The following is a 20,118-nucleotide window of genomic DNA, read 5'->3' as shown; positions in this document are numbered from 1 at the left end:
CGGCGGATTGTATAGAAACAAGCCAGCTAAAGCAACGGAATCGGAGGATTCCTGTGCAGTAAATTCGTGTTTTGCTATTTGCGTGTGGCATCTGTGCCCTGCATCCATCGGCGAGGGTGGGCCCGGGGCGTTGGAGTGCAGTCTCGGAGCTTCATTATAAGGATGGAGGTGGAAACTCGGTGCTCGCAATCCGGTCAAAGCCCGGGTGGAAAAACACGTAATTTCTACAAGCCGTTGTATTGGCTGCAGTATTCGCTGAAGTTCACCGGTTTACCCCAAGGTATCCACAGGTTGCTGTGGATAAGTGTTCCTTGTTTTGACCCGCTGTTCGGTTATTTTGTGCTCAAGCCTTTGATATTACAGGGCTTTCCGTGTGAAAAGTTGTCCCCATTTTCGGGTTATTTGTGGATAACCCAGGGAGCAACCGATATACTAGCCGCCTTCTTTTGAGGTGCTGCCCGGTGATTTCGGGGGCAGCTTTCTGCTGGCACTTTTTGGGCGCAGTCGCACCTCGATCCGTGTTTTAGGGGGTTCCTTGTCTGATTCCGTTTGGAAGCAGTGCGCTGCTTGTTTGCAGGATGAATTGCCACCACAGCAATTCAACACCTGGATTCGGCCGCTGCGCGTCAGTGACGACTGTTCCGATGGGGAGCTGCGTCTGGTGGCGCCTAATCGCTTTATCATCAATTGGGTAAGCGATAAGTTTCTCGACCGTATTCGGGAGCTCGTGCAGCAATTCGCCGGTCGTTCGTTGCCGGTGGAAGTCGTGGCCATGGATCGCCGTACCTCGCGTTTCCGGCGCAACCTGGGTGGCGCGGATACTCCGCAACACCAGGGATACCATCAGCCCCAGCCTGTGGCGGCGCGTTCATCTTCCTTCGGTGGCGGCAATGCTCACGGTAGTTCAGGTTTGGGCGCTCAGCATATTGAGTCTGTCCCGCCGGGTAGTACTCCCGGTTTTCCTTTCGGTAATGGCGACAGTGCCGGTGGGGAGGGCCTTGAGCGGCACTCTTCCAGCTTCGGCGATCGCGGTCACCGTCCTTCAGCACCTTCTATTCGCAACTCGTCCGGGGCGTCCCCGGATGCCCGCAATCTGGCGGCCGAGGAGGCCGGTGCTGATGCATTGACCGCGGCAGAGCGGTTGCCCGCAGATCTGCATTCCGGCAGCGAAGTGGTTGCCCCGGCAACGCAGAATACCGGTGGTGTTCAGCGCAAGGTTGAGGTTGAGGGGGCAATCAAGCACGGCAGCTCCCTTAATCGGGGTTTTACCTTCGCGTCGTTTGTAGAGGGTAAGTCCAACCAGCTCGGTCTCGCGGCTGCGCAGCAGATTTCTGACAACCCGGGCGGCGCTTATAACCCGCTATTTATTTATGGCGGTGTTGGCCTCGGCAAGACCCACCTTATGCATGCGGTGGGTAATGCGCTGGTAGATCGTAATCCCAATGCGAAGGTGGTGTACCTGCACTCGGAGCGGTTTGTGGCGGATATGGTGAAGGCGCTGCAGCTGAATGCGATCAGTGATTTCAAGCGCTATTACCGTTCCGTGGACGCGCTGTTAATCGACGATATTCAATTCTTCGCGGGTAAGGAGCGCTCCCAGGAGGAGTTCTTCCACACCTTCAACGCGCTTTTGGAGGGCGGTCAACAGATCATTCTTACCTGTGATCGTTACCCCAAGGAAATTGATGGTCTCGAGGAGCGTCTGAAGTCGCGCTTCGGCTGGGGGCTGACGGTGGCGGTTGAGCCGCCGGAGCTGGAAACCCGCGTTGCCATTCTGATGAAGAAGGCCGAGCAGGTGGGTGTAGACCTGCCGCATGATTCTGCATTCTTTATTGCCCAGCGTATTCGCTCCAACGTTCGTGAGCTCGAGGGTGCGTTGCGCCGGGTGATTGCCAATGCGCAGTTCACCGGCCGCGCCATTGACGATATTCTGGTACGTGAGGCGCTGAAGGACCTGCTGGCGCTGCAAGATCGCCTGGTGAGTATTGATAATATCCAGCGGGTGGTTGCCGAGTACTACAAGATCAAGGTGGCGGACCTCCTTTCCAAGCGCCGCAGCCGCTCTGTAGCGCGTCCACGGCAGGTGGCCATGTCGCTTGCCAAGGAGCTCACCAATCACAGTCTCCCGGAAATCGGTGATGCATTTGGTGGGCGGGATCACACCACGGTGTTGCACGCGTGTCGCAAGATCAAACAGTTGCAGGAGTCGGATGGTGATATCCGCGAGGATGTGCGCTTGTTGACCCGCTCTCTGACAACCTGAAGTTATTGATATATATAGAATTTTTCCATATCCCCGCGCGGGGTGCGGAATTACAAAAATGACCTAACAAAGATCAAGGCAATAATTATGAAATTCAGCGTTAGCCGCGATGCCCTGGTAAAGCCTCTGCAACTGGTTGCGGGTGTGGTTGAAAAGCGTCAGACCTTGCCGGTTTTGGCCAATGTGCTTCTGCAGCTGCAGGGGCAGGAGCTTTCGCTCACCGGCACCGATCTTGAAGTCGAGATTGTGGGCCGACTGCAGTTGGACCAGCCCGCTGAGATGGAGGGTGAGGTCACCGTTCCCGCGCGCAAGTTGTTGGATATCTGTCGCTCTCTGCCAGACGGCTCCGAGCTTAAGTTCGAGCGCGATGGCGAGCGCCTGGTGCTGCGCAGTGGCCGCAGCCGTTTCCAGCTTTCCACATTGCCTGCCAGTGATTTCCCCAACCAGGAAGAAACCACTGCCCAGAGCCGCTTCAGCATTTCGCAGCGAGAGATCCGTCGCCTGATCGAAGCCACCGGTTTTGCCATGGCGCAGCAGGATGTTCGCTACTACTTGAACGGTCTGCTGCTCGAGTGTCGCCCACAGCAGCTGCGCGCAGTGGCTACCGATGGCCACCGTCTTGCGCTGTGTGATCGCGATGCGCCTGGCCTGAATGTAGAGGCGCCTATTCAGGCGATTGTCCCGCGCAAAGGCGTGCTGGAGCTGGCGCGACTGTTGGAAGACACCGACGTGAGTGCGGATGTAGTGCTCGGCAACAATCATATTCGTGTGAATAGTGGGCCCTTCACTTTCACTTCCAAGCTGGTGGATGGCAAATTCCCGGACTACGAGCGCGTATTGCCGCGCGGGACCGGCAACGAAGTGTTTGCCGATCGTCTGATGTTGCGTCAGGCATTCCAGCGCGCTGCGATCCTTTCCAACGAAAAATACCGCGGTGTGCGCCTCCAGCTTTCTGAGGGGCTGCTGCAGATCGTGGCCAATAACCCCGAACAGGAAGAGGCGGAAGAGCAGCTGATGGTGGATTACCACGGCGACCCGCTGGAGATCGGCTTCAATGTTGGATACCTGCTGGACGTGACTGCGGCAATTCACAGCGACCAGATCCGTATTGGCCTGGGCGATGCCAACAGCAGCGCGTTGCTACAGCAGCCGGAGCAGGGGGATTCTGTGTACGTGATCATGCCGATGCGGCTTTGATCGGGCGCTTTATCAAGGGCTTGTCGGTTTATTACTTTGATCTTCTGCCTTGTTGAATCCCGCATTTCGCAAAAGACCGCCACCCTGATCGGGTGGCGGTCTTTTCGTATCTGTATGTCGGCGGTTTTTGTCGGGGTAGTGCTGTGGCGTTAACCAGGCTGGCCTTGAGTCACTTTCGTAACATCGTTTCTGCAGATTTGCAGCTCGCACCGGCGGTCAACCTGTTCTGTGGTGCCAATGGCAGTGGTAAGACCTCGTTACTAGAGGCGGTGCATATGCTGGCGAGTGGGCGTTCATTCCGCTCCCGTCAGAGTCAGACGGTCATCCGGCACGAGGCCGAGACACTGGCGGTGTTCGCGCGTTTAGCTGCAGGTACCACGCTCGGTGTGGAGAAACGTCGGGACGGGCAGGGCAGGATTCGGATCAATCAGTCGCCGGCGGAAAGCAGCTCCCAGCTGGCTTCCTGTCTGCCACTCCAGGTGATCAATAGCGAGAGCTTTGCCGCGCTGGATGGTGGCCCCGGGGTGCGACGGCAACTGCTGGACTGGACAGTGTTCCACGTGGAACATGGGTTTGCATTGCAATGGAAGGTGTATCAGACGGCATTGAAGCAGCGCAATGCGCTGCTTCGTCGTGGTAAAATTGACTCCAAATCATTGGCCCCATGGGAACAACAGCTAGTAAAAAGCGGGGAGGCAGTGGATGCACTTCGTAAAGAGGTTTTCTCGAGGCTGAATGTCCAGTTCAACCGCCGCCTACAGGACCTCCCTGAGTCCGTATTCGGCGCGCTCGATCTCCACTACAGAAGTGGTTGGAAGAAGGAGTTGAGCCTCGGGGATGCTTATCAGGCTTCCCGCGAGGGGGATCTGGCTCAGGGATTTACCCGGGTGGGGCCACACAGGGCGGATTTACGCTTCGTGATCCACGGCCAGCCAGCCCATGCCGTACTTTCGCGGGGGCAGCAGAAGATGGCTGTCTGCGCATTGCGCACAGCCATGGCATCGGTCGTTGAAGGAGCACAGAAGGCGGTTTTCCTGGTCGATGACCTGCCCTCGGAGTTGGATGAGGTAAATCAGGCGTTGTTCGCCCGCTGGGTAAGTGACTGTGCCAGCCAAGTCCTGGTTACCGGGATCGAACACCCCGTCACGGCGCGACCATGGTTACAGCTACCTGCACCATGGAATACGCCTAAGATGTTCCACGTGGAACATGGGGTCGTGACTGCGGTAGAGGATTGAATGCTTCCGGCCAGTCAATGGGCCCGGTAGCGGGGTGCGATTGCGCACCAAACGATTGTCAGACTGAAAAGAATTTCAAACTCAGAGTGCCGGGCACACGCCGGGCGTGAATGGAGCAACAGAATGTCGGAAGAGAATAACTACGATTCCAGTAGCATCAAGGTGCTCAAGGGCCTCGATGCAGTGCGCAAACGCCCCGGGATGTATATTGGTGATACCGATGACGGCACCGGCCTGCACCACATGGTATTCGAGGTGGTGGACAACTCCATCGACGAAGCACTGGCGGGCCATTGCGACGAAATTCGAGTAACCATTCACCCGGATGAGTCCGTCAGCGTGTCTGATAACGGCCGTGGTATTCCGACGGAAATGCACCCGGAAGAGGGGGTATCCGCAGCGGAAGTGATCATGACCGTTCTCCACGCGGGCGGTAAGTTCGATGACAATACCTACAAGGTATCCGGTGGCCTGCACGGTGTTGGTGTGTCCGTGGTAAACGCACTGTCAGAAGAATTGAAACTGACCATCCGTCGTGCCGGCAAGATTCACGAGCAGGTATACCGTCACGGTGTCCCGGATGCGCCCCTGGCCGTCGTCGGAGACTCCGATACAACCGGCACTACAGTGCATTTCAAGCCCTCTGCGGACACCTTTACCAATATCGAATTCCACTTCGAACAACTGGCCAAGCGCCTGCGCGAGCTGTCGTTCCTGAATTCCGGTGTTCGTATCGTGCTGCGTGACGAGCGCAGCGGTAAAGAAGAAGTGTACGAGTACGAGGGTGGTCTGCGCGCCTTTGTGGAGTTCCTCAACCAGAACAAGACGCCGATCAACAAGGTCCTGCATTTCCAGAACCAGCGCGAAGACGGTATCGCGGTTGAAGTCGCGTTGCAGTGGAATGACTCCTTCCAGGAGAACATCTACTGCTACACCAATAATATCCCCCAGCGCGATGGTGGTACCCATCTGGCCGGCTTCCGTGCAGCCCTGACCCGTGGACTGAATAACTACATCGAAAAAGAGGGTGTGGGCAAAAAGGACAAGGTCAGTACTACTGGCGATGACGCCCGTGAAGGCCTCACCGCGATCATTTCGGTAAAAGTGCCGGATCCCAAGTTCTCGTCCCAGACCAAAGATAAGCTTGTTTCGTCGGAAGTTAAGCCCGCGGTCGAGCAGGAGATGGGACACTCCTTCAATGACTATCTGCTGGAAAACCCGCAGGAAGCCAAGGCGGTTGTGGGCAAGATGATCGACGCCGCACGTGCCCGGGAAGCGGCGCGCAAGGCGCGGGAAATGACCCGCCGCAAAGGCGCCCTGGATATCGCGGGTCTGCCCGGTAAGCTGGCAGACTGCCAGCAGAAAGACCCGGCGCTTTCCGAACTGTATCTGGTGGAGGGTGACTCCGCCGGTGGTTCTGCCAAGCAGGGCCGCGATCGCCGCACCCAGGCGATCCTGCCACTGAAGGGTAAAATCCTGAACGTGGAGAAAGCCCGCTTTGACAAGATGCTTTCCAGTGCCGAGGTTGGCACCCTGATTACCGCCCTCGGTTGTGGAATCGGCAAGAGCGAGTTCAACCCCGACAAGCTGCGCTATCACTCCATCATCATCATGACTGATGCCGACGTGGATGGTGCGCACATCCGGACCCTGCTTCTGACCTTCTTCTTCCGGCAGATGCCGGAACTGATCGAGCGCGGACACGTGTTTATCGCCCAGCCGCCACTATATAAGATCGGCAAGGGCAAGCAGGAGCAGTACCTGAAAGACGAGGCAGCACTGACTCAGTTCCTGACCAACGCTGCCCTGGAAAGCGCCACTCTGTACGTGAATCCGGAAGCACCGGGACTGTCCGGTACCGCGCTGGAATCCCTGGTGAAAGAATACCGCGCGGTGATGGCCACCATCGATCGCCTGTCACGTCTGTATCCGGAAGAGGTGCTGCAGAGCATGGTCTACCTGCCAAGCCTGAAGCCGGAAGAGTTGCAGTCTGAAGCACAGATGGATGAGTGGGCACAGAAGCTACAGGAGCTGCTGGAGCGGGAAGGTGAGGGCGGTGGTCGTCGCCACACCGTGAGCATTTCGGAAGACAGTGAGCGCAACCTGTTCCTGCCCACCATCGATATCGTCGCCCATGGTGTGAGCAGTCGCTACACGGTCAGCCACGAGTTCTTCGAGTCCGCAGAGTACCGCTCTATCTGCCAGTTGGGCGAAAAGATGCAGGATCTGCTGGAAGAGGGCGCCTTTATCCAGCGCGGAGAAAAGCGTCAGCCGGTGAACAGCTTCCCGGAAGCCCTGGCCTGGCTGATGAACGAGAGCCGTCGCGGCTACAGCATTCAGCGCTATAAGGGGCTGGGTGAGATGAACCCGGAGCAGCTGTGGGAGACCACCATGAATCCGGAGAGCCGCCGTATGCTCCAGGTGACCGTGGAAGATGCGATCGCTGCCGACCAGATCTTTACCACCCTGATGGGGGACCAGGTAGAGCCGCGTCGGGAATTCATCGAGAGCAATGCGCTGGCAGTGGAAAACCTGGACGTCTAACGCTTCCAACATGTGGGGAAGGGTAAAACGCTTACTTTTACCCCAGATAAAAAGCCCGATCAGTGAAAGCTGATCGGGCTTTGTCGTTTCTGGACTTCCTCAGGCGACACGGCAATTCATCACAATCTCATCCTGGTTTGCGGCCAGGTTGTATGCCCGCTCGGTTTCCGCGAAGCCGTGCTGTTGCAGGAAGTAGCGTCCCCGCAAGTTTTCTTCCAGTACACGCATCTCGAGCTGGATACGGCCAAATTTTGCCTGTGCCATCAGTTCGCTACCCACACCGCGTCCCTGTTCTCCGGGGGAAACAAAGATGGTCTCCACATGTATGTTATCGGTGATGGTCACCAGGCCCTCAGCGATGTCGCTACCCGGCCGGGTATACACCCAGTGGCTAACACCACTTGCGGTCGCCTGGCCGGCGAGATGTTGGGCGGTGAGCTGGCTGCGCAGTGCGCGCGCTTCTGCCATCCAGAACTTCACCGGGATGCTTGGATGGCTACTGCATGCGAGGTGTAGCCACAGTTGCGACAGACGCTCTATATCGGATTCCTGAAGCGGTCTCAGCATAGATTCCCCACCTAACGGAATAGATGTAACTGGCAATCCTAGGCTCGGTGCACGATCCCTCCAAGAAGCACCGACAGGGTGCAAAAAAGGCGCACAGATCATGACACGAGATGTATAAAGAAATATAATCAATCTCATTAACAAATTTGATAACAGATAAATCTCTCAAAGGAGAACGAACCTGTGCGCCGTTTTGCCCTGCACCCCATTTCCCTGTCACTGGCCATCGCTATGGGCTGCAGCCCGGCTTTTGCCGCTGAAAATAAGGAAAACCAGGACACTCTGGAAACCGTTTCCGTACTAGGGAACACCCAGACCCTGCACAAATTGCCGGGCTCTGCGCACCTGGTAAGTGCCGAGGAGCTTGAGAAGTTCGAGTTTGTGGATATCAACCGCATGATGCGCAGTGTCCCGGGTGTGTATCTGCGCGAGGAAGACGGTTACGGCCTGCGTCCGAATATCGGTATCCGCGGCGCCGACGGTGGCCGCTCCGGCAAGATCTCGCTGATGGAAGATGGCGTGCTGGTGGCCCCAGCGCCGTATTCTGCGCCGGAAGCGTATTATTTCCCCACCGCCGGTCGCCTGAACAGTATCGAAGTTTTGAAAGGGCCGGGAACCCTGAAATATGGCCCGTTCACCGTCGGTGGCGCTGTGAACATGCTGAGTACCCCGATTCCCGAGGCCAGCGCCGGTAGCGTACAACTGGAAGCCGGACAGTACGGTGAAAACCGTCTGCACACCTACTATGGCAGCAGTACCGAGACCACGGGTTGGCTGGTAGAAACCCACCAGCAGCAGGCCGATGGTTTCCGTGATATCGATCGCGCCGGTAGTGCCGACATTGCCAAAGAAGATTACCTGGTAAAAGGACGTCTCAAGTCTGCGGCGGGCGCCGCATATGCCCAGCAACTGGATATCAAGCTGCAGTACTCCGAAGAGGAGTCCGGCATGAGCTATCTGGGCCTGACCGACGCAGACTTCGCCGCCGACCCCAACCGTCGCTACGGAATCAGTGCCCTGGATGAAATGCAGAACCGTCACAGCACCGTGCAGCTGAACCACAGCATCGCGCTGAGCGACAGCTTCAGTGTGAATACCCAGGCCTACTACAACAAATTCAAGCGCGACTGGTTCAAAACCAGCCTCGGTAGCCTGATCAATGACGCCAACGACGGTGACAGCGATGCCCAGGCGGTGCTCGACGGCACTATGGACTACGAATTCGGCATCAAGCACAACAACCGTAACTACGTGTCTCGCGGTGTGCAGGTGAGTGCCGACTGGGCGCTGCAGACCGGCGATATTGCGCACGAACTGGAATTTGGTGTGCGCCGTCACTGGGACGAGGTAGACCGTTTCCAGCCGGTTGAAAACTACAGTCAGGTCAACGGTGCACTGGTGTTCAATGAGATCGTCGCACCGAGCTCCAGTAACAATCGCGTTGAGGATGCGAGTGCCAAATCCCTGTTTATCTACGATCAGGTACAGATGAGTGACGCGCTGGCGCTGACCGCTACCCTGCGCTATGAGGACGTGGACACCACGCAACAGCGCTACAACGACGTCGAGCGCACCGAGAAGGGCAGCAGCACGTCCAACTCCGTGAGCGAGTGGCTGCCGGGCCTGGGGCTGACCTACCAGCTGAACGGCGACTGGACCCTGCTTGCCGGTGTCCACCGCGGCTTTGCGCCTCCCGGCGGCGGTTCCAGTGACGGCGAAGCCGGCGACCTCTCCACCAACTACGAGTGGGGTGCCCGTTTTACGGCTGACACCCTGCGTGGTGAAGTGATCGCCTTCTACAGCGATTACGAAAGCTCGGTGCAGAACTGTTCCGTGGCTGCCCCCTGTGCCAATGGTGCCGAGAGCGGGAATTACGCCCTGGGCGAATCCGAAATTCGCGGCATTGAAGCGTCTTTGGGATCGGAGTGGGTGCTCGCTAACGGCTGGACCCTGCCTCTGACGGCGAGCTTCACCTGGACCGATGCCGAGATCAGCAAGGACAGCGATGAATACCTGGACAGCGATGGCGAAAACGGACTGGCTGCCGGCGACAACTTCGCCTACCTTCCCGAGCAGGTATTCGCTGTCACCACCGGAATCGACAGCGGTGCCGCCTGGCGGGTAAACCTTACTGCTGCCTATCAGGACGAGATGTGCGTAAACAACAGCTGTAACCGCGGTGGCAGCACTCGCTTTGATCACACCGAATCCCTGTGGGTTGTGGATGCTGCGGCGCACTACGATTTTACCGACGATTTTGTCGGCTACCTGAAGGTCGATAACCTGCTGGACGATCAGGCCATCGTGAACCGTGCCCCGGACGGCGCCCGTGCGAACCGACCGCGCACTGCCTCGGTGGGTATGACCTATCGCTTCTGATCCGCATTCGCGGTACAAGAAACAAAAAACCCGGCTATGCCGGGTTTTTTTTGTTATGCAAAAAGAACTGCTTCAGACCGTGACCGTACCCGAGAGATGCGCGAAGTGCGCTTTTAGATAGCGAGTCTCGGGAATAGAGGGGTGTATCGGGTGATCTGCACCCTGGCCGCCACTGCCGATGATGCTGATCGATTTATCCAGGTGGCGACCCGCTCCGCGCAGAATCTCCAGCAGCGTATCCGATTCCAGATGCATGGAGCAGGAGGCGCTCACCAGCAAGCCGTTCTTTTCAAGCAGACGCAGAGCCAGCTCGTTGATGTGGCGATACGCGGCCTCACCGGATTTCTGGTCCTTGCGACGTTTGATGAATGCGGGCGGGTCGAGGACGATGGCATCGTAGCGCTCGCCGGCGGCAATTAGTTCCTTCATCGCATCGACGGCTTTGCCCTGGATGGTAATCAGGTCCGCCTGACGATTGTTAAGGGCCGCATTCTCGTCGCACCAGTCCAGCGCCTGGCCAGACACATCCACGCAGGTAACCTCCCTGGCCCCGTTAGCGAGTGCTTGCACACCCCAGCCGCCAGCGTAGGAAAACAGATCCAGTACCCGCTGCCCTTTTACCCACTGATTCAGGCGCGCGCGATTCTCGCGGTGATCGTAGAACCAGCCGGTCTTCTGCCCTTCATACACCGGCGCGAGCAGGGGCACCCCGTTTTCCTCGAACGGCGCCATCTGCGGCACTTCTCCGTGGGCCACTTCGCACAGGGCCGGCAATTCCTCCACCTTGCGACCCTGGTGATCATTGCGCAGCAAAATACCTTTTGGCTTAACCAGCGCTACCAGCGCATCGACAATGTCCTGCACCAGGTTTTCCATGCCCCAGCTGCTGATCTGCACCACCAGATAATCGCCGAAGCGATCTACCACTAGGCCGGGCAGGCCATCGGAATCTCCGTACACCATCCGGTAACTGGGATGCGGGAAGTAGCGTTCGCGCATGGCGAGTGCACTTTCCAGGCGGCGCTTCAACATCTTGTCGGTAAACGGACCCTTGCGCGAAACCAGTCGTGCACAGATCAGCTGGTTGGGATTCACCAGTGCATAGCCGAGGCTTTTTTCCTTGCTGTCGAGAATCTCGCACTGGGTCCCCGGCTCGAGACCTTTCAGCGGGCTGCGCGCTGTGTCCACTTCGTTGCTGTAAATCCACAGGTGGCCGAGTTTAAGCCGACGTTCGGCGCGGGGGTTAAGGATCAGTTGTTGCACGGTGGAACTCCGGAAAGAAAAGGGTGCGCCACCGGCGAATATGAAGTGCGCGCGATGACAGGAAACAAATCGAAAATGGAGAAAGCTGTAGATCTATTGCAGCACAAAGTCCGCAAATTGAGAGAGGTCTGCAAATACTGCGGTTGTGGCCAATCCGGGGTCCGGGTTTTCTAGCAGTGAAGCCAGGGTCTGCTCACCGCGTCCGCTCTGTACCAGTGCGGGCTTACACCCTTTGGCAACTGCGCACTCCAGGTCCTTGCGCTGGTCACCCACAAAATAGCAGTCGTGCAGACTGGTATCGAATTCCGCCTCGATGGCATCCAGCAGACCGGTGTTCGGTTTGCGGCAGCGACAGTGGTCCTCATCCGTGTGCGGGCAGTAGAAAATTCCCGCCACTTCGCCGCCGGCGTCTTCCACCAGGGCACGCAATTTAGCGTGCATGGCTTCGAGGTCGTCCAGGTCGAATAAACCGAGGGCGAGACCGCTCTGGTTGGTAGCGATTACCAGTTGGTGGCCCGCCCGACTGAGACGCGCCATGGCCTCGATGCTCCCGGAGATGGGATTCCATTCGTCGACACTGGTCACGTGACCATCGGGCTGATGGTTGATGACACCGTCGCGGTCGAGAATGATGATGGCCATGGCGTTTCTACTACTTCGCGGGAGCCAGCAGGGAGATGTCCGCCGCTTCGAGGAACAGGGCGCGCAGCTGTGCCAGCAGTGCCAGGCGGTTGTTGCGCAGTTGTTCGTCGTCGGCCATCACCATCACACTATCGAAGAAGTTGTCCACGGTTTCGCGCAGGCCGGAGAGGCCAGCAAGACCCTCTTCAAAACGCGCCTCTGAATACAGTGGCGCCACCGCTTCTTCCGCATCGCGGATGGCCAGGTACAGCGCTTTTTCCGCATCTTCCTGCAGTAGTGCCTGATCGACCTGACTCGGCGCTTCGCCATCGAGTTTCGCGAGAATATTGGATACCCGCTTGTTGGCGGCGGCGAGCGCTTCGGCCTCTGGAAGCTGGCTGAAGCTGTGTACGGCCTTGACGCGGTTGTCGATATCCAGTGGACGGGACAGCTTGCGCGCGGAAACTGCGAGGAAGACTTCCGCCTTGATACCGGCATCTTCGTAGCGGGCACGGAATCGCTCGATCATATACGCGAGGGTCTGGTCGACCACGGTATCGTGTTCTGCCAGCGCGGTGCGCGGATAACCATCGCGTGCCAGGGTGAGCAGCTCGCGCAGATCCAGATCGATATTCTTTTCCACCAGGATGCGCAGCACGCCGAGGCTGGCACGACGCAGTGCGAACGGATCGCGGGATCCGCTGGGGGGCTGACCGATACCAAAGATACCCACCAGGGTATCGATACGATCTGCCAGCGCCACGATGGTGCCGGTTTCACTGACCGGCAGCTCGTCGCCGGCGAACTTCGGCATGTACTGCTCGTACATCGCCTTGGCCACGTCCAGCGGTTCGCCATCGTTCTCGGCGTAGTAGTAGCCGGCGATGCCCTGCATATCCGCGAACTCGAACACCATTTCGGTGACCAGGTCGGATTTGCACAGTTGCGCAGCGCGTTGCGCCAGTGCGGTATCACCGCCGGTTTTTTCCGCGATCGCCGCAGCGAGTTTTGCCAGGCGCTCGGTCTTGTCGTACACGGTACCCAGCTTCTGTTGGAACACGATGGACTTGAGCTTTTCGCGACGGGCTTCGAGGCTGGTCTTCTTGTCGGTATCGAAGAAGAAGGCGGCATCGGACAGACGCGGGCGGATCACGCGCTCGTTGCCCTCGATTACCTGCTTGGCGTCGGTGCTTTCGATATTCGATACGGTGACGAAGAACGGCAGCAAGTTACCGTCTTCATTTACCACGTGGAAATATTTCTGGTGTTCCTTCATGGAGGAGATCAGAGCTTCCGCGGGCACGTCCAGGAAACGCTTCTCGAAGCGTCCGGTCAGCGCCACCGGCCATTCCACCAGCGCGGTGACTTCATCCAGCAGATCGTCGTCGATCACGGCTTCACCGTTGACGTTATTGGCTTCTGCCTGCACCTGTTCGCGAATCATTTCGCGGCGCTCGGCAAAATCCACCACCACGTAGCCCGGATCACGCAGCTTTTGTACGTAATCGTTGGCGGAGGCCACCGCCAATTCCTGATTGCAGTGGAAGCGGTGTCCGCGGGTTGTGTTGCCGGACTTGAGGCCCAGTACTTCTGCATCCACCACTTCGTTTCCGAACAGCATCAGCAGCCAGTGTACCGGACGGACAAACTCTTCCTTGCGTGCGCCCCAGCGCATACGCTTGGGAATTGGCAGCTGGGCCAGGGAGCTGGCAACGATATCGCCCAGCAGGTTTTTGGTGGCTTCACCTTTCTGCTCGCTGATAAATGCCAGGCGTTCACCTTTGTCGGTCTGAACGCGCGCCAGCTCTTCGACGCTGACACCGGCGCCGCGGGCAAAGCCCTGCGCGGCCTTGGTGGGGTTGCCGTCCTTGTCAAAGGCAGCGGCTACCGCCGGACCGTGTTTCTCGACTTGTTTGTCCTGCTGCTGCTCTGCCAGATCGCTTACTGCAACCGCCAGGCGGCGCGGGCTGGCGTAGGCTTTGACCGCACCGAATTCTAGCTCGGCGTCTTTCAGGCCTTTTTCAATACCGTCGGCAAAGGCCTGCATCAGGGTGTGCAGGGCTTTCGGGGGCAGCTCTTCGGTGCCCAGCTCAACCAGAAAATCCTGAGCCATTACTTCTTCTCCTTCTTCGCTTTGCCTTTGCTTTCGGCTTTTTCAGCCTGGGCCAGCACTTCGTTGCGAACCTTCTCATCGGCAAGCGGGAAACCGAGCGCTTTGCGCGCGTCGAAATAGGCCTGAGCCACCGCGCGCGCCAGGGTGCGTACACGCAGGATGAAACGTTGGCGCTCGGTGACGGAAATCGCGTGACGCGCGTCCAACAGGTTGAATGCGTGGGAGGCTTTCATTACCTGCTCGTAGGCGGGCAGAGGCAGGCCGAGGTCGATGAGTCGCTGACTGTCGCGTTCACAGTGATCGAAAGTAGCGAACAGGAACTCCACATCGGCGTGTTCGAAATTGTAGTGGGACATCTCCACTTCATTCTGGTGGAAGACATCGCCGTAGGTGACCGGGGTGCCGTCCGCATTGCGGGTCCATACCAGGTCGTAGATGGATTCGACCCCCTGCAGGTACATGGCGATGCGCTCGATACCGTAGGTGATCTCACCTGTGACCGGGTAGCACTCGATACCGCCTACCTGCTGGAAATAGGTGAACTGGGTCACTTCCATACCGTTGAGCCAGACTTCCCAGCCGAGGCCCCAGGCGCCCAGGGTCGGGGATTCCCAGTTGTCCTCAACAAAGCGGATATCGTGCACAGTGGGATCAATGCCCAGTGCGCGCAGGCTGTCGAGGTACAGATCCTGGATATTACTGGGGGAGGGCTTCATTACTACCTGGTACTGGTAGTAGTGCTGCAGTCGGTTGGGGTTCTCACCGTAGCGACCGTCGGTGGGGCGGCGGCAGGGCTGCACATAGGCCGCATTCCAGGTTTCCGGACCGATGGCGCGCAGGAAGGTAGCGGGATGAAAGGTGCCAGCGCCCACTTCCATATCCAGAGGCTGTAGAATGACGCACCCTTGGCGCGCCCAGTATTCTTGCAGGGTAAAAATCAGTCCCTGGAAGGTGCTCAGGTCCTGCGCCGGGGCAGAACTGCTGGTTTGTTGCTCGGACACCACAATCTCCGGTTTCAGCTGGGTGAAAAGACAAGGGGCGCAATTATAGCGGCAGCGGGTTGCGCGCTAAACAGCGCACACAGCATAGAAGGTAAATTGATGGCCATAAAACGGCCATACTGCTAAGAATTTGAAGCTCCCAGTGAGTTTCTGGGGCGGCAGCCCCACAGAGAAGGATGTAACGCTTGGATATCAAAGGGCAATTGGCCGCGGGCACCCTGAAACTGATTGGTGGCCTGCCGTTAGACTGGTCGCGCCGGCTGGGCAAGCTGGCCGGGTACGGCACAGTGTTTACCCGCGGAGACGGCCTGCGCATCAGCCGTATCAATCTGGCGCACTGTTACCCGGAAATGGCGGCGCAGCAGCGCGAAAAACTGGCGCGCGCCAGCGTGGTAAGCACTGTAACCACGGGCTTCGAAATGGCGACATTGTGGCGCAAGCCATGGAGTCACGCCGAGGACCATATCGTGCGTGTGCGCAATCAGCAGCTGCTGACGGACGGTGTAGAAGAGGGTAAAGGGGTACTGGTGCTCGCGCCGCATATCGGCAACTGGGAAATCTTTGGCCAGTTTCTGGCCACCGTCGGCCCCACTACCAGCTTGTACGCGCCCCCCAAAATCGAAGCCCTGGACCCGGTCATTCGCGATGGCCGCGAGAAAACTGGCGCCAAACTGGTACCTACCAATGTGCGCGGTGTGCGCGCACTGCTCAAGGCATTGAGGGATGGCGGTATCGTCGGCGTGTTGCCGGATCAGGAACCGGATCTCTCCGGCGGTGACTTTGCCCCGTTTTTCGGCCATCCCACCCTTACCATGACGCTCGCCTATAACCTGATCCAGCGCACCGGCTGCAAAGCCGTATTCGGTTTCGCCAAGCGCGTGTCGGAAGGCTTTGAACTGGTGCTTTTACCCGCGGAGCAGGCGATTTACAGCGAAGAAGTAAAAGTCTCCCTCGCCGCCCTCAATCGCGGTGTCGAATCCTGTATTGCTGAAGCGCCGGAACAGTATCAATGGGAGTACAAACGTTTCCGAAAAATTCCCGATGGGAAGAGTCGAATGTATAAAAAGCGCTGAGCCGAAAGTAGCTGCAGACATTAAAAATTTTCGATTTTTGAAATCAATTTCATGATTCACGAGCTTTAAAGCTCGTGCAGTTTTAGTGCGTAGATCAGAGCCTTGGACCATAGCTGGACCGGCTTCGTTTAAATGTACCAGCCACCGTGGCGGCCAACGCCACGGCTCGGCCGCCTCGCCAAATATCTATTAAGCTCAAATGTACGCGTGATTGACACCGACGTACCATGAGCCGAAGAAAGTACAAGATAAAACCTGCACCGGCTGGCGGAGAAAACTCTCCGTGGCGGCTTCTGCCCAATGGGATTACGCTATCCAGGGTGGTTCTGATACCGGTAATTTTCTGGCTGTCCCTGTCCGGTCACAATCTGGCGGCGTTGATTGTGTTTTGCGTGGCCGCCGTCAGCGACCTGCTGGACGGTTGGTTGGCGCACAGGTTTCACTGGCAAACCCATTTCGGCTCGGTGCTGGATCCGGTGGCAGACCGGCTTTTTATCCTTTCCCTTATTCCCCTGTTGTGGAGCTACGGATCGATCAGCGGCGTCTATACCGCGCTGGTTATTTTCCGCTTCTCAATTCAGTTGAGTGTGGTGCCGGTGTTGTTATGGTGGTTGAAGAAAGAGGTGACGATCGCGCCTGGATTGCTCTCCAAAGCGGCCATGGCGCTGGCATTTCTGGTACTGGGGATGGGGTTTGCGGAACAGGTTGCGATCGAGCACTTTCCGGAGACTTCCGGGGCGGACAAGCTCTTCGAGCAGAGCCTGGACGCACTGACCCTGTTGGGGTCATTGCTGGAGATCTGGGTGCTGGTGAAATTCGTACCGCGCTACTGGCATATCATTCGCGGCGAGAAAGATCTGATTGAATAAAAATCAGTGACGCCAGAATGCGGGGGTCAGCAGCACCAGCAGCGTGAAAATTTCCAGGCGTCCCATCAGCATTGCCAGGATCAGAAAACACTTGGCTATCTCGTTGACCTCTCCATAGTGCGCCGCGGCGTCCCCCAGCGCGGGACCGATATTGCTCAGGCAGGAGGCGACAGTGGAAAACGAGGTTACGAAATCCTCGCCGGTTGCCATCACCACAATGGTGAGCAGGAAGAACGACAGGATATAAATCGCGAAAAATCCCCACACGGCGTCAGTCACCCGCGCCGGTACGATTTTCCGGTTTACCTTGATCGGCACCACGGCATTGGGGTGTACCAGCCGGTTCAGCTCCCGCAGGCCGGATTTCACAATCAGCATCACCCGCACCGCCTTGATACCACCGGAGGTGGAACCCGCACAGGCGCCCATGATTCCCAGCAGCAACAGGATATACGGCAGGAACGCGGGCCACAGGGCAAAGCTTTCCGAACCGAACCCGGCGGTGGTGCCGATCGAGACTACCTGAAAAGCGCCGTGCAACATGCTGCCGCGCATATCAAAGGTGCCCGACATGTACAGATAGCCGATGATGATGGCGCTCGCCCCAAGGGTAACCAGTACATAAAAGCGGAATTCAGAATCCTTCCAATAGTGATGCACGGTCCTGTTGCTGAGTGCGTAAAAGTGCAGGCCGAAGTTGATCGCCGCGGTCAGCATGAAAATGATGGCAATGGCCATGATCGCGTTGTTGTGGGCGTAAAAACCCATACTGGCGTCGTGCGTAGAGAAGCCCCCGTTGGCGACGGTGGAAAATGCATGGCCCACCGCATCGAACACACTCATGCCGGCCCACCAGTAACCGATACCGCACAGGACAGTGAGCACGATATAAATCACGAACAGGGCGCGTGCGGTTTCCGCGATCCGCGGTGTCAGCTTGGTGTCTTTGACCGGCCCGGGCATTTCCGCCTTGTACAGCTGCATCCCCCCGATGCCGAGCATTGGCAGAATGGCGAGCGCGATGACAATTACCCCGATACCGCCAAACCACTGCAATTGCTGGCGGTAATACAGAATCGCCGGGGGCAGGGTATCCAGCCCGACAATGGTAGTGGCACCGGTGGTGGTGAGCCCGGAGATGGACTCGAAAATGGCGTTGACCACGGTCAGGTCCGGCTGGGTGGAAATAATCAGTGGCAGGGCACCGAAGCTGCCGAGAATCAGCCAGAACAGTGAGGTCACCACGAAGCCGTCGCGAGTACGCAGGTCTTGCTTGAGGTCGTGTACCGGCAACCACATAAACAGGCCGGTGAGCAGGGTGATGCCAAAGGCCACGGTAAACGCGACGTGGGTACCGTCCTCGTACCACAGGGATACGCCGATGGGCGGCAGCAGTGTAAGGCTGAAAACCGTCAACAGTATGCCGAATACCCGCGCTATGACCGCAAATCGCATCTATTCGCTTCCCGCCGTCAGAAAAAGCTGAAGCCGACCTGGAACAATTGTTCCACGTGGCGGGTATGGCGGCGGTCGACCAGGAACACGATGACGTGATCGTCGGACTCGACAACGATATTGTCGTGGGCGATCAGAACCTGGCTCTCACCATCCCGTTCGCGCACGATGGCGCCGATCGCGGCGCCCTCCGGCAGGTCGATATCCTCGATCTTTCTTCCCACGACCTTTGAGGTGCGTTTGTCGCCGTGGGCGATGACCTCAATGGCTTCCGCCGCGCCGCGGCGCAGCTGGTGCACATTGACCATGTCGCCGCGGCGCACATGGGTGAGCAGGCTGCCAATGGTGTTCTGCTGGGGCGAGATGGCGATATCGATTTCGCCGCCCTGTACCAGGTCGACGTAGGCGCGGTTGTTGATCAGGCTCATCACCTTGCGGGTGCCGAGGCGCTTGGCCAGCAGGGACGACATGATGTTGGCTTCGTCGTCATTGGTCAGCGCGAGGAACACGTCGGTATCTTCAATATTCTCTTCCAGCAACAGGTCCTGGTCGGAGGCGCTGCCGTGGAGCACGATACTGTTGCTGAGTTCTTCGGAGAGGAAGATACAGCGGTCGTGGTCCTGTTCGATGATTTTGACCGAGTAACGGTTTTCCAGCTTGTGTGCAAGACGCAGACCGATATTGCCGCCGCCGGCGATGGTGATGCGCTTGTAGCCCTGTTCAAGTCGCCGCAGTTCACTCATCACGGCGCGGATGTCCTGTTTGGCGGCGATGAAGAAGACTTCGTCACCGGCTTCGATAACGGTGGAGCCCTGGGGAATGATGGGGCTGTTACGCCGGTAGATGGCGGCGACCCGGGTATCCACTTTGGGCATGTGTTCGCGCAGGTAGCGCAGCTGGTGGCCTACCAGTGGCCCGCCCTGTACGGCGCGCACGGCGACGAGCTGTACGCGGCCGTCGGCAAAATCCAGTACCTGCAGCGCGCCGGGGTGCTCGATCAGCCGGGCGATGTACTCGGAGACGATCTGCTCGGGGCTGATAAGGACGTCGATGGGGATCGATTCGGTGGCGAACAGTTCCGGGTACTGCAGGTAGGCAGAGGCGCGTACGCGGGCGATCTTGGTGGTGACCCGGAACAGGGAGTGGGCGATCTGGCAGGCGGCCATGTTGGTTTCGTCGTTGTTGGTGACGGCTACCAAGATGTCGGCGTCTTCGATGCCGGCTTCCTGCAGGATGTCCGGGTGCGAGGCGTGGCCGGTGACCACGCCGATGTCGATGCGGTCGCGCAGCTCGCGCAGGGTTTTCTCGTTGCTGTCCACAAGAACGATGTCGTTGCGTTCCGAGGCCAGGCTTTCTGCCAGGGATCCACCGACCTGGCCGGCGCCGAGAATGATGATTTTCATAATTGGGTTTCGGGGCCTGTGTTATCTGGCCATTGTGCCACTCTTTGCTTTTTGAGCAGGTAGTGTGGCGGCCGAGTACCGGGGGCGAGCTTTCAGGACCGCTGTGAATACGTCCCTGTACGCTGCGTCGGC

At 58.1% G+C, this 20,118-nt stretch carries 14 protein-coding genes; 7 read left to right on the top strand and 7 right to left on the bottom strand.

All coding sequences use genetic code 11. The annotated features are described in order from the left end of the window. Window positions 1-535 precede the first annotated feature (535 nt). The 4 genes from dnaA (at window position 536) to gyrB (ending at window position 7,242) form a co-directional block, all read left to right on the top strand. A complete protein-coding gene (gene dnaA, locus B4U49_RS14915) occupies window positions 536-2,263 on the top strand; it encodes a chromosomal replication initiator protein DnaA (RefSeq protein ID WP_078085430.1) in 1,728 nt (575 codons plus the stop codon). 87 nt (window positions 2,264-2,350) lie between these two features. Beyond that, entirely contained in the window at window positions 2,351-3,460 is a 1,110-nt protein-coding gene (gene dnaN, locus B4U49_RS14910; protein WP_078085403.1) for a DNA polymerase III subunit beta, read from the top strand. Window positions 3,461-3,552: 92 nt separating this feature from the next. Continuing rightward, on the top strand, window positions 3,553-4,698 hold the full coding sequence (gene recF / locus B4U49_RS14905) for a DNA replication/repair protein RecF (RefSeq protein WP_338036838.1): 1,146 nt from the start codon (window positions 3,553-3,555) through the stop codon (window positions 4,696-4,698). Window positions 4,699-4,821: 123 nt separating this feature from the next. Further along, window positions 4,822-7,242, top strand: coding sequence for a DNA topoisomerase (ATP-hydrolyzing) subunit B (gene gyrB, locus B4U49_RS14900; protein ID WP_078085401.1), 2,421 nt, complete (start codon window positions 4,822-4,824; stop codon window positions 7,240-7,242). A 99-nt stretch (window positions 7,243-7,341) separates the two neighbouring features. On the opposite strand, the gene B4U49_RS14895 is transcribed toward gyrB, so the two are convergent. Further along, entirely contained in the window at window positions 7,342-7,809 is a 468-nt protein-coding gene (locus B4U49_RS14895) for a GNAT family N-acetyltransferase (protein ID WP_158078635.1), read from the bottom strand. Window positions 7,810-7,992: 183 nt separating this feature from the next. On the opposite strand from B4U49_RS14895, the gene B4U49_RS14890 reads away from it, so the two are divergent. Continuing rightward, window positions 7,993-10,188 carry a TonB-dependent receptor family protein gene (locus tag B4U49_RS14890; protein WP_078085399.1) on the top strand — a complete coding sequence of 732 codons (2,196 nt, stop codon included), beginning with the start codon at window positions 7,993-7,995 and terminating at the stop codon, window positions 10,186-10,188. Between the two features lie 72 nt (window positions 10,189-10,260). Here the strand turns inward: B4U49_RS14890 and B4U49_RS14885 are convergent, their stop codons facing one another. From B4U49_RS14885 to glyQ, 4 genes are all read right to left on the bottom strand, one after another. Beyond that, window positions 10,261-11,451: a class I SAM-dependent rRNA methyltransferase gene (locus tag B4U49_RS14885; RefSeq protein WP_078085398.1), complete on the bottom strand. Its 1,191-nt coding sequence runs from the start codon at window positions 11,449-11,451 to the stop codon at window positions 10,261-10,263. A 93-nt stretch (window positions 11,452-11,544) separates the two neighbouring features. Further along, on the bottom strand, window positions 11,545-12,093 hold the full coding sequence (gene gmhB, locus B4U49_RS14880; protein WP_078085397.1) for a D-glycero-beta-D-manno-heptose 1,7-bisphosphate 7-phosphatase: 549 nt from the start codon (window positions 12,091-12,093) through the stop codon (window positions 11,545-11,547). Window positions 12,094-12,103: 10 nt separating this feature from the next. Further along, window positions 12,104-14,185 (bottom strand): glycine--tRNA ligase subunit beta, encoded by a 2,082-nt coding sequence (gene glyS, locus B4U49_RS14875; RefSeq protein ID WP_078085396.1) that lies wholly within the window; start codon window positions 14,183-14,185, stop codon window positions 12,104-12,106. Then, complete coding sequence (glyQ, locus tag B4U49_RS14870) at window positions 14,185-15,186, bottom strand: glycine--tRNA ligase subunit alpha (RefSeq protein WP_143735687.1); 1,002 nt, start codon at window positions 15,184-15,186, stop codon at window positions 14,185-14,187. The genes glyS and glyQ overlap by 1 nt, the downstream gene beginning before the upstream one ends. Window positions 15,187-15,371: 185 nt before the next feature. On the opposite strand from glyQ, the gene B4U49_RS14865 reads away from it, so the two are divergent. Next, window positions 15,372-16,259: a lysophospholipid acyltransferase family protein gene (locus B4U49_RS14865; protein ID WP_078085394.1), complete on the top strand. Its 888-nt coding sequence runs from the start codon at window positions 15,372-15,374 to the stop codon at window positions 16,257-16,259. Between the two features lie 227 nt (window positions 16,260-16,486). Further along, on the top strand, window positions 16,487-17,128 hold the full coding sequence (locus B4U49_RS14860) for a CDP-alcohol phosphatidyltransferase family protein (RefSeq protein WP_078085393.1): 642 nt from the start codon (window positions 16,487-16,489) through the stop codon (window positions 17,126-17,128). 3 nt (window positions 17,129-17,131) lie between these two features. Here the strand turns inward: B4U49_RS14860 and B4U49_RS14855 are convergent, their stop codons facing one another. Both B4U49_RS14855 and trkA read right to left on the bottom strand, forming a co-directional pair. Beyond that, the gene (locus tag B4U49_RS14855) at window positions 17,132-18,583 is read right to left on the bottom strand and encodes a TrkH family potassium uptake protein (protein ID WP_078085392.1); all 1,452 of its coding nucleotides are present in this window, start codon (window positions 18,581-18,583) and stop codon (window positions 17,132-17,134) included. A 17-nt stretch (window positions 18,584-18,600) separates the two neighbouring features. Next, window positions 18,601-19,986 carry a Trk system potassium transporter TrkA gene (trkA, locus tag B4U49_RS14850; RefSeq protein ID WP_078085391.1) on the bottom strand — a complete coding sequence of 462 codons (1,386 nt, stop codon included), beginning with the start codon at window positions 19,984-19,986 and terminating at the stop codon, window positions 18,601-18,603. Window positions 19,987-20,118 lie beyond the last annotated feature (132 nt).

Origin of the sequence: Microbulbifer mangrovi (assembly GCF_002009015.1) — a bacterium.
GTDB lineage: Bacteria > Pseudomonadota > Gammaproteobacteria > Pseudomonadales > Cellvibrionaceae > Microbulbifer > Microbulbifer mangrovi.
Note: the sequence above shows the minus strand (reverse complement) of the source record. Positions and strands in the feature narration are given on the sequence as shown.

Coding starts and splice junctions, on each gene's coding strand:
- dnaN (WP_078085403.1), top strand. CDS start 2,351: ATGAAATTCAGCGTTAGCCGCGATGCCCTGGTAAAGCCTCTGCAACTG.
- gyrB (WP_078085401.1), top strand. CDS start 4,822: ATGTCGGAAGAGAATAACTACGATTCCAGTAGCATCAAGGTGCTCAAG.
- B4U49_RS14895 (WP_158078635.1), bottom strand. CDS start 7,809: ATGCTGAGACCGCTTCAGGAATCCGATATAGAGCGTCTGTCGCAACTG.
- gmhB (WP_078085397.1), bottom strand. CDS start 12,093: ATGGCCATCATCATTCTCGACCGCGACGGTGTCATCAACCATCAGCCC.
- glyS (WP_078085396.1), bottom strand. CDS start 14,185: ATGGCTCAGGATTTTCTGGTTGAGCTGGGCACCGAAGAGCTGCCCCCG.
- B4U49_RS14860 (WP_078085393.1), top strand. CDS start 16,487: ATGAGCCGAAGAAAGTACAAGATAAAACCTGCACCGGCTGGCGGAGAA.
- B4U49_RS14855 (WP_078085392.1), bottom strand. CDS start 18,583: ATGCGATTTGCGGTCATAGCGCGGGTATTCGGCATACTGTTGACGGTT.
- trkA (WP_078085391.1), bottom strand. CDS start 19,986: ATGAAAATCATCATTCTCGGCGCCGGCCAGGTCGGTGGATCCCTGGCA.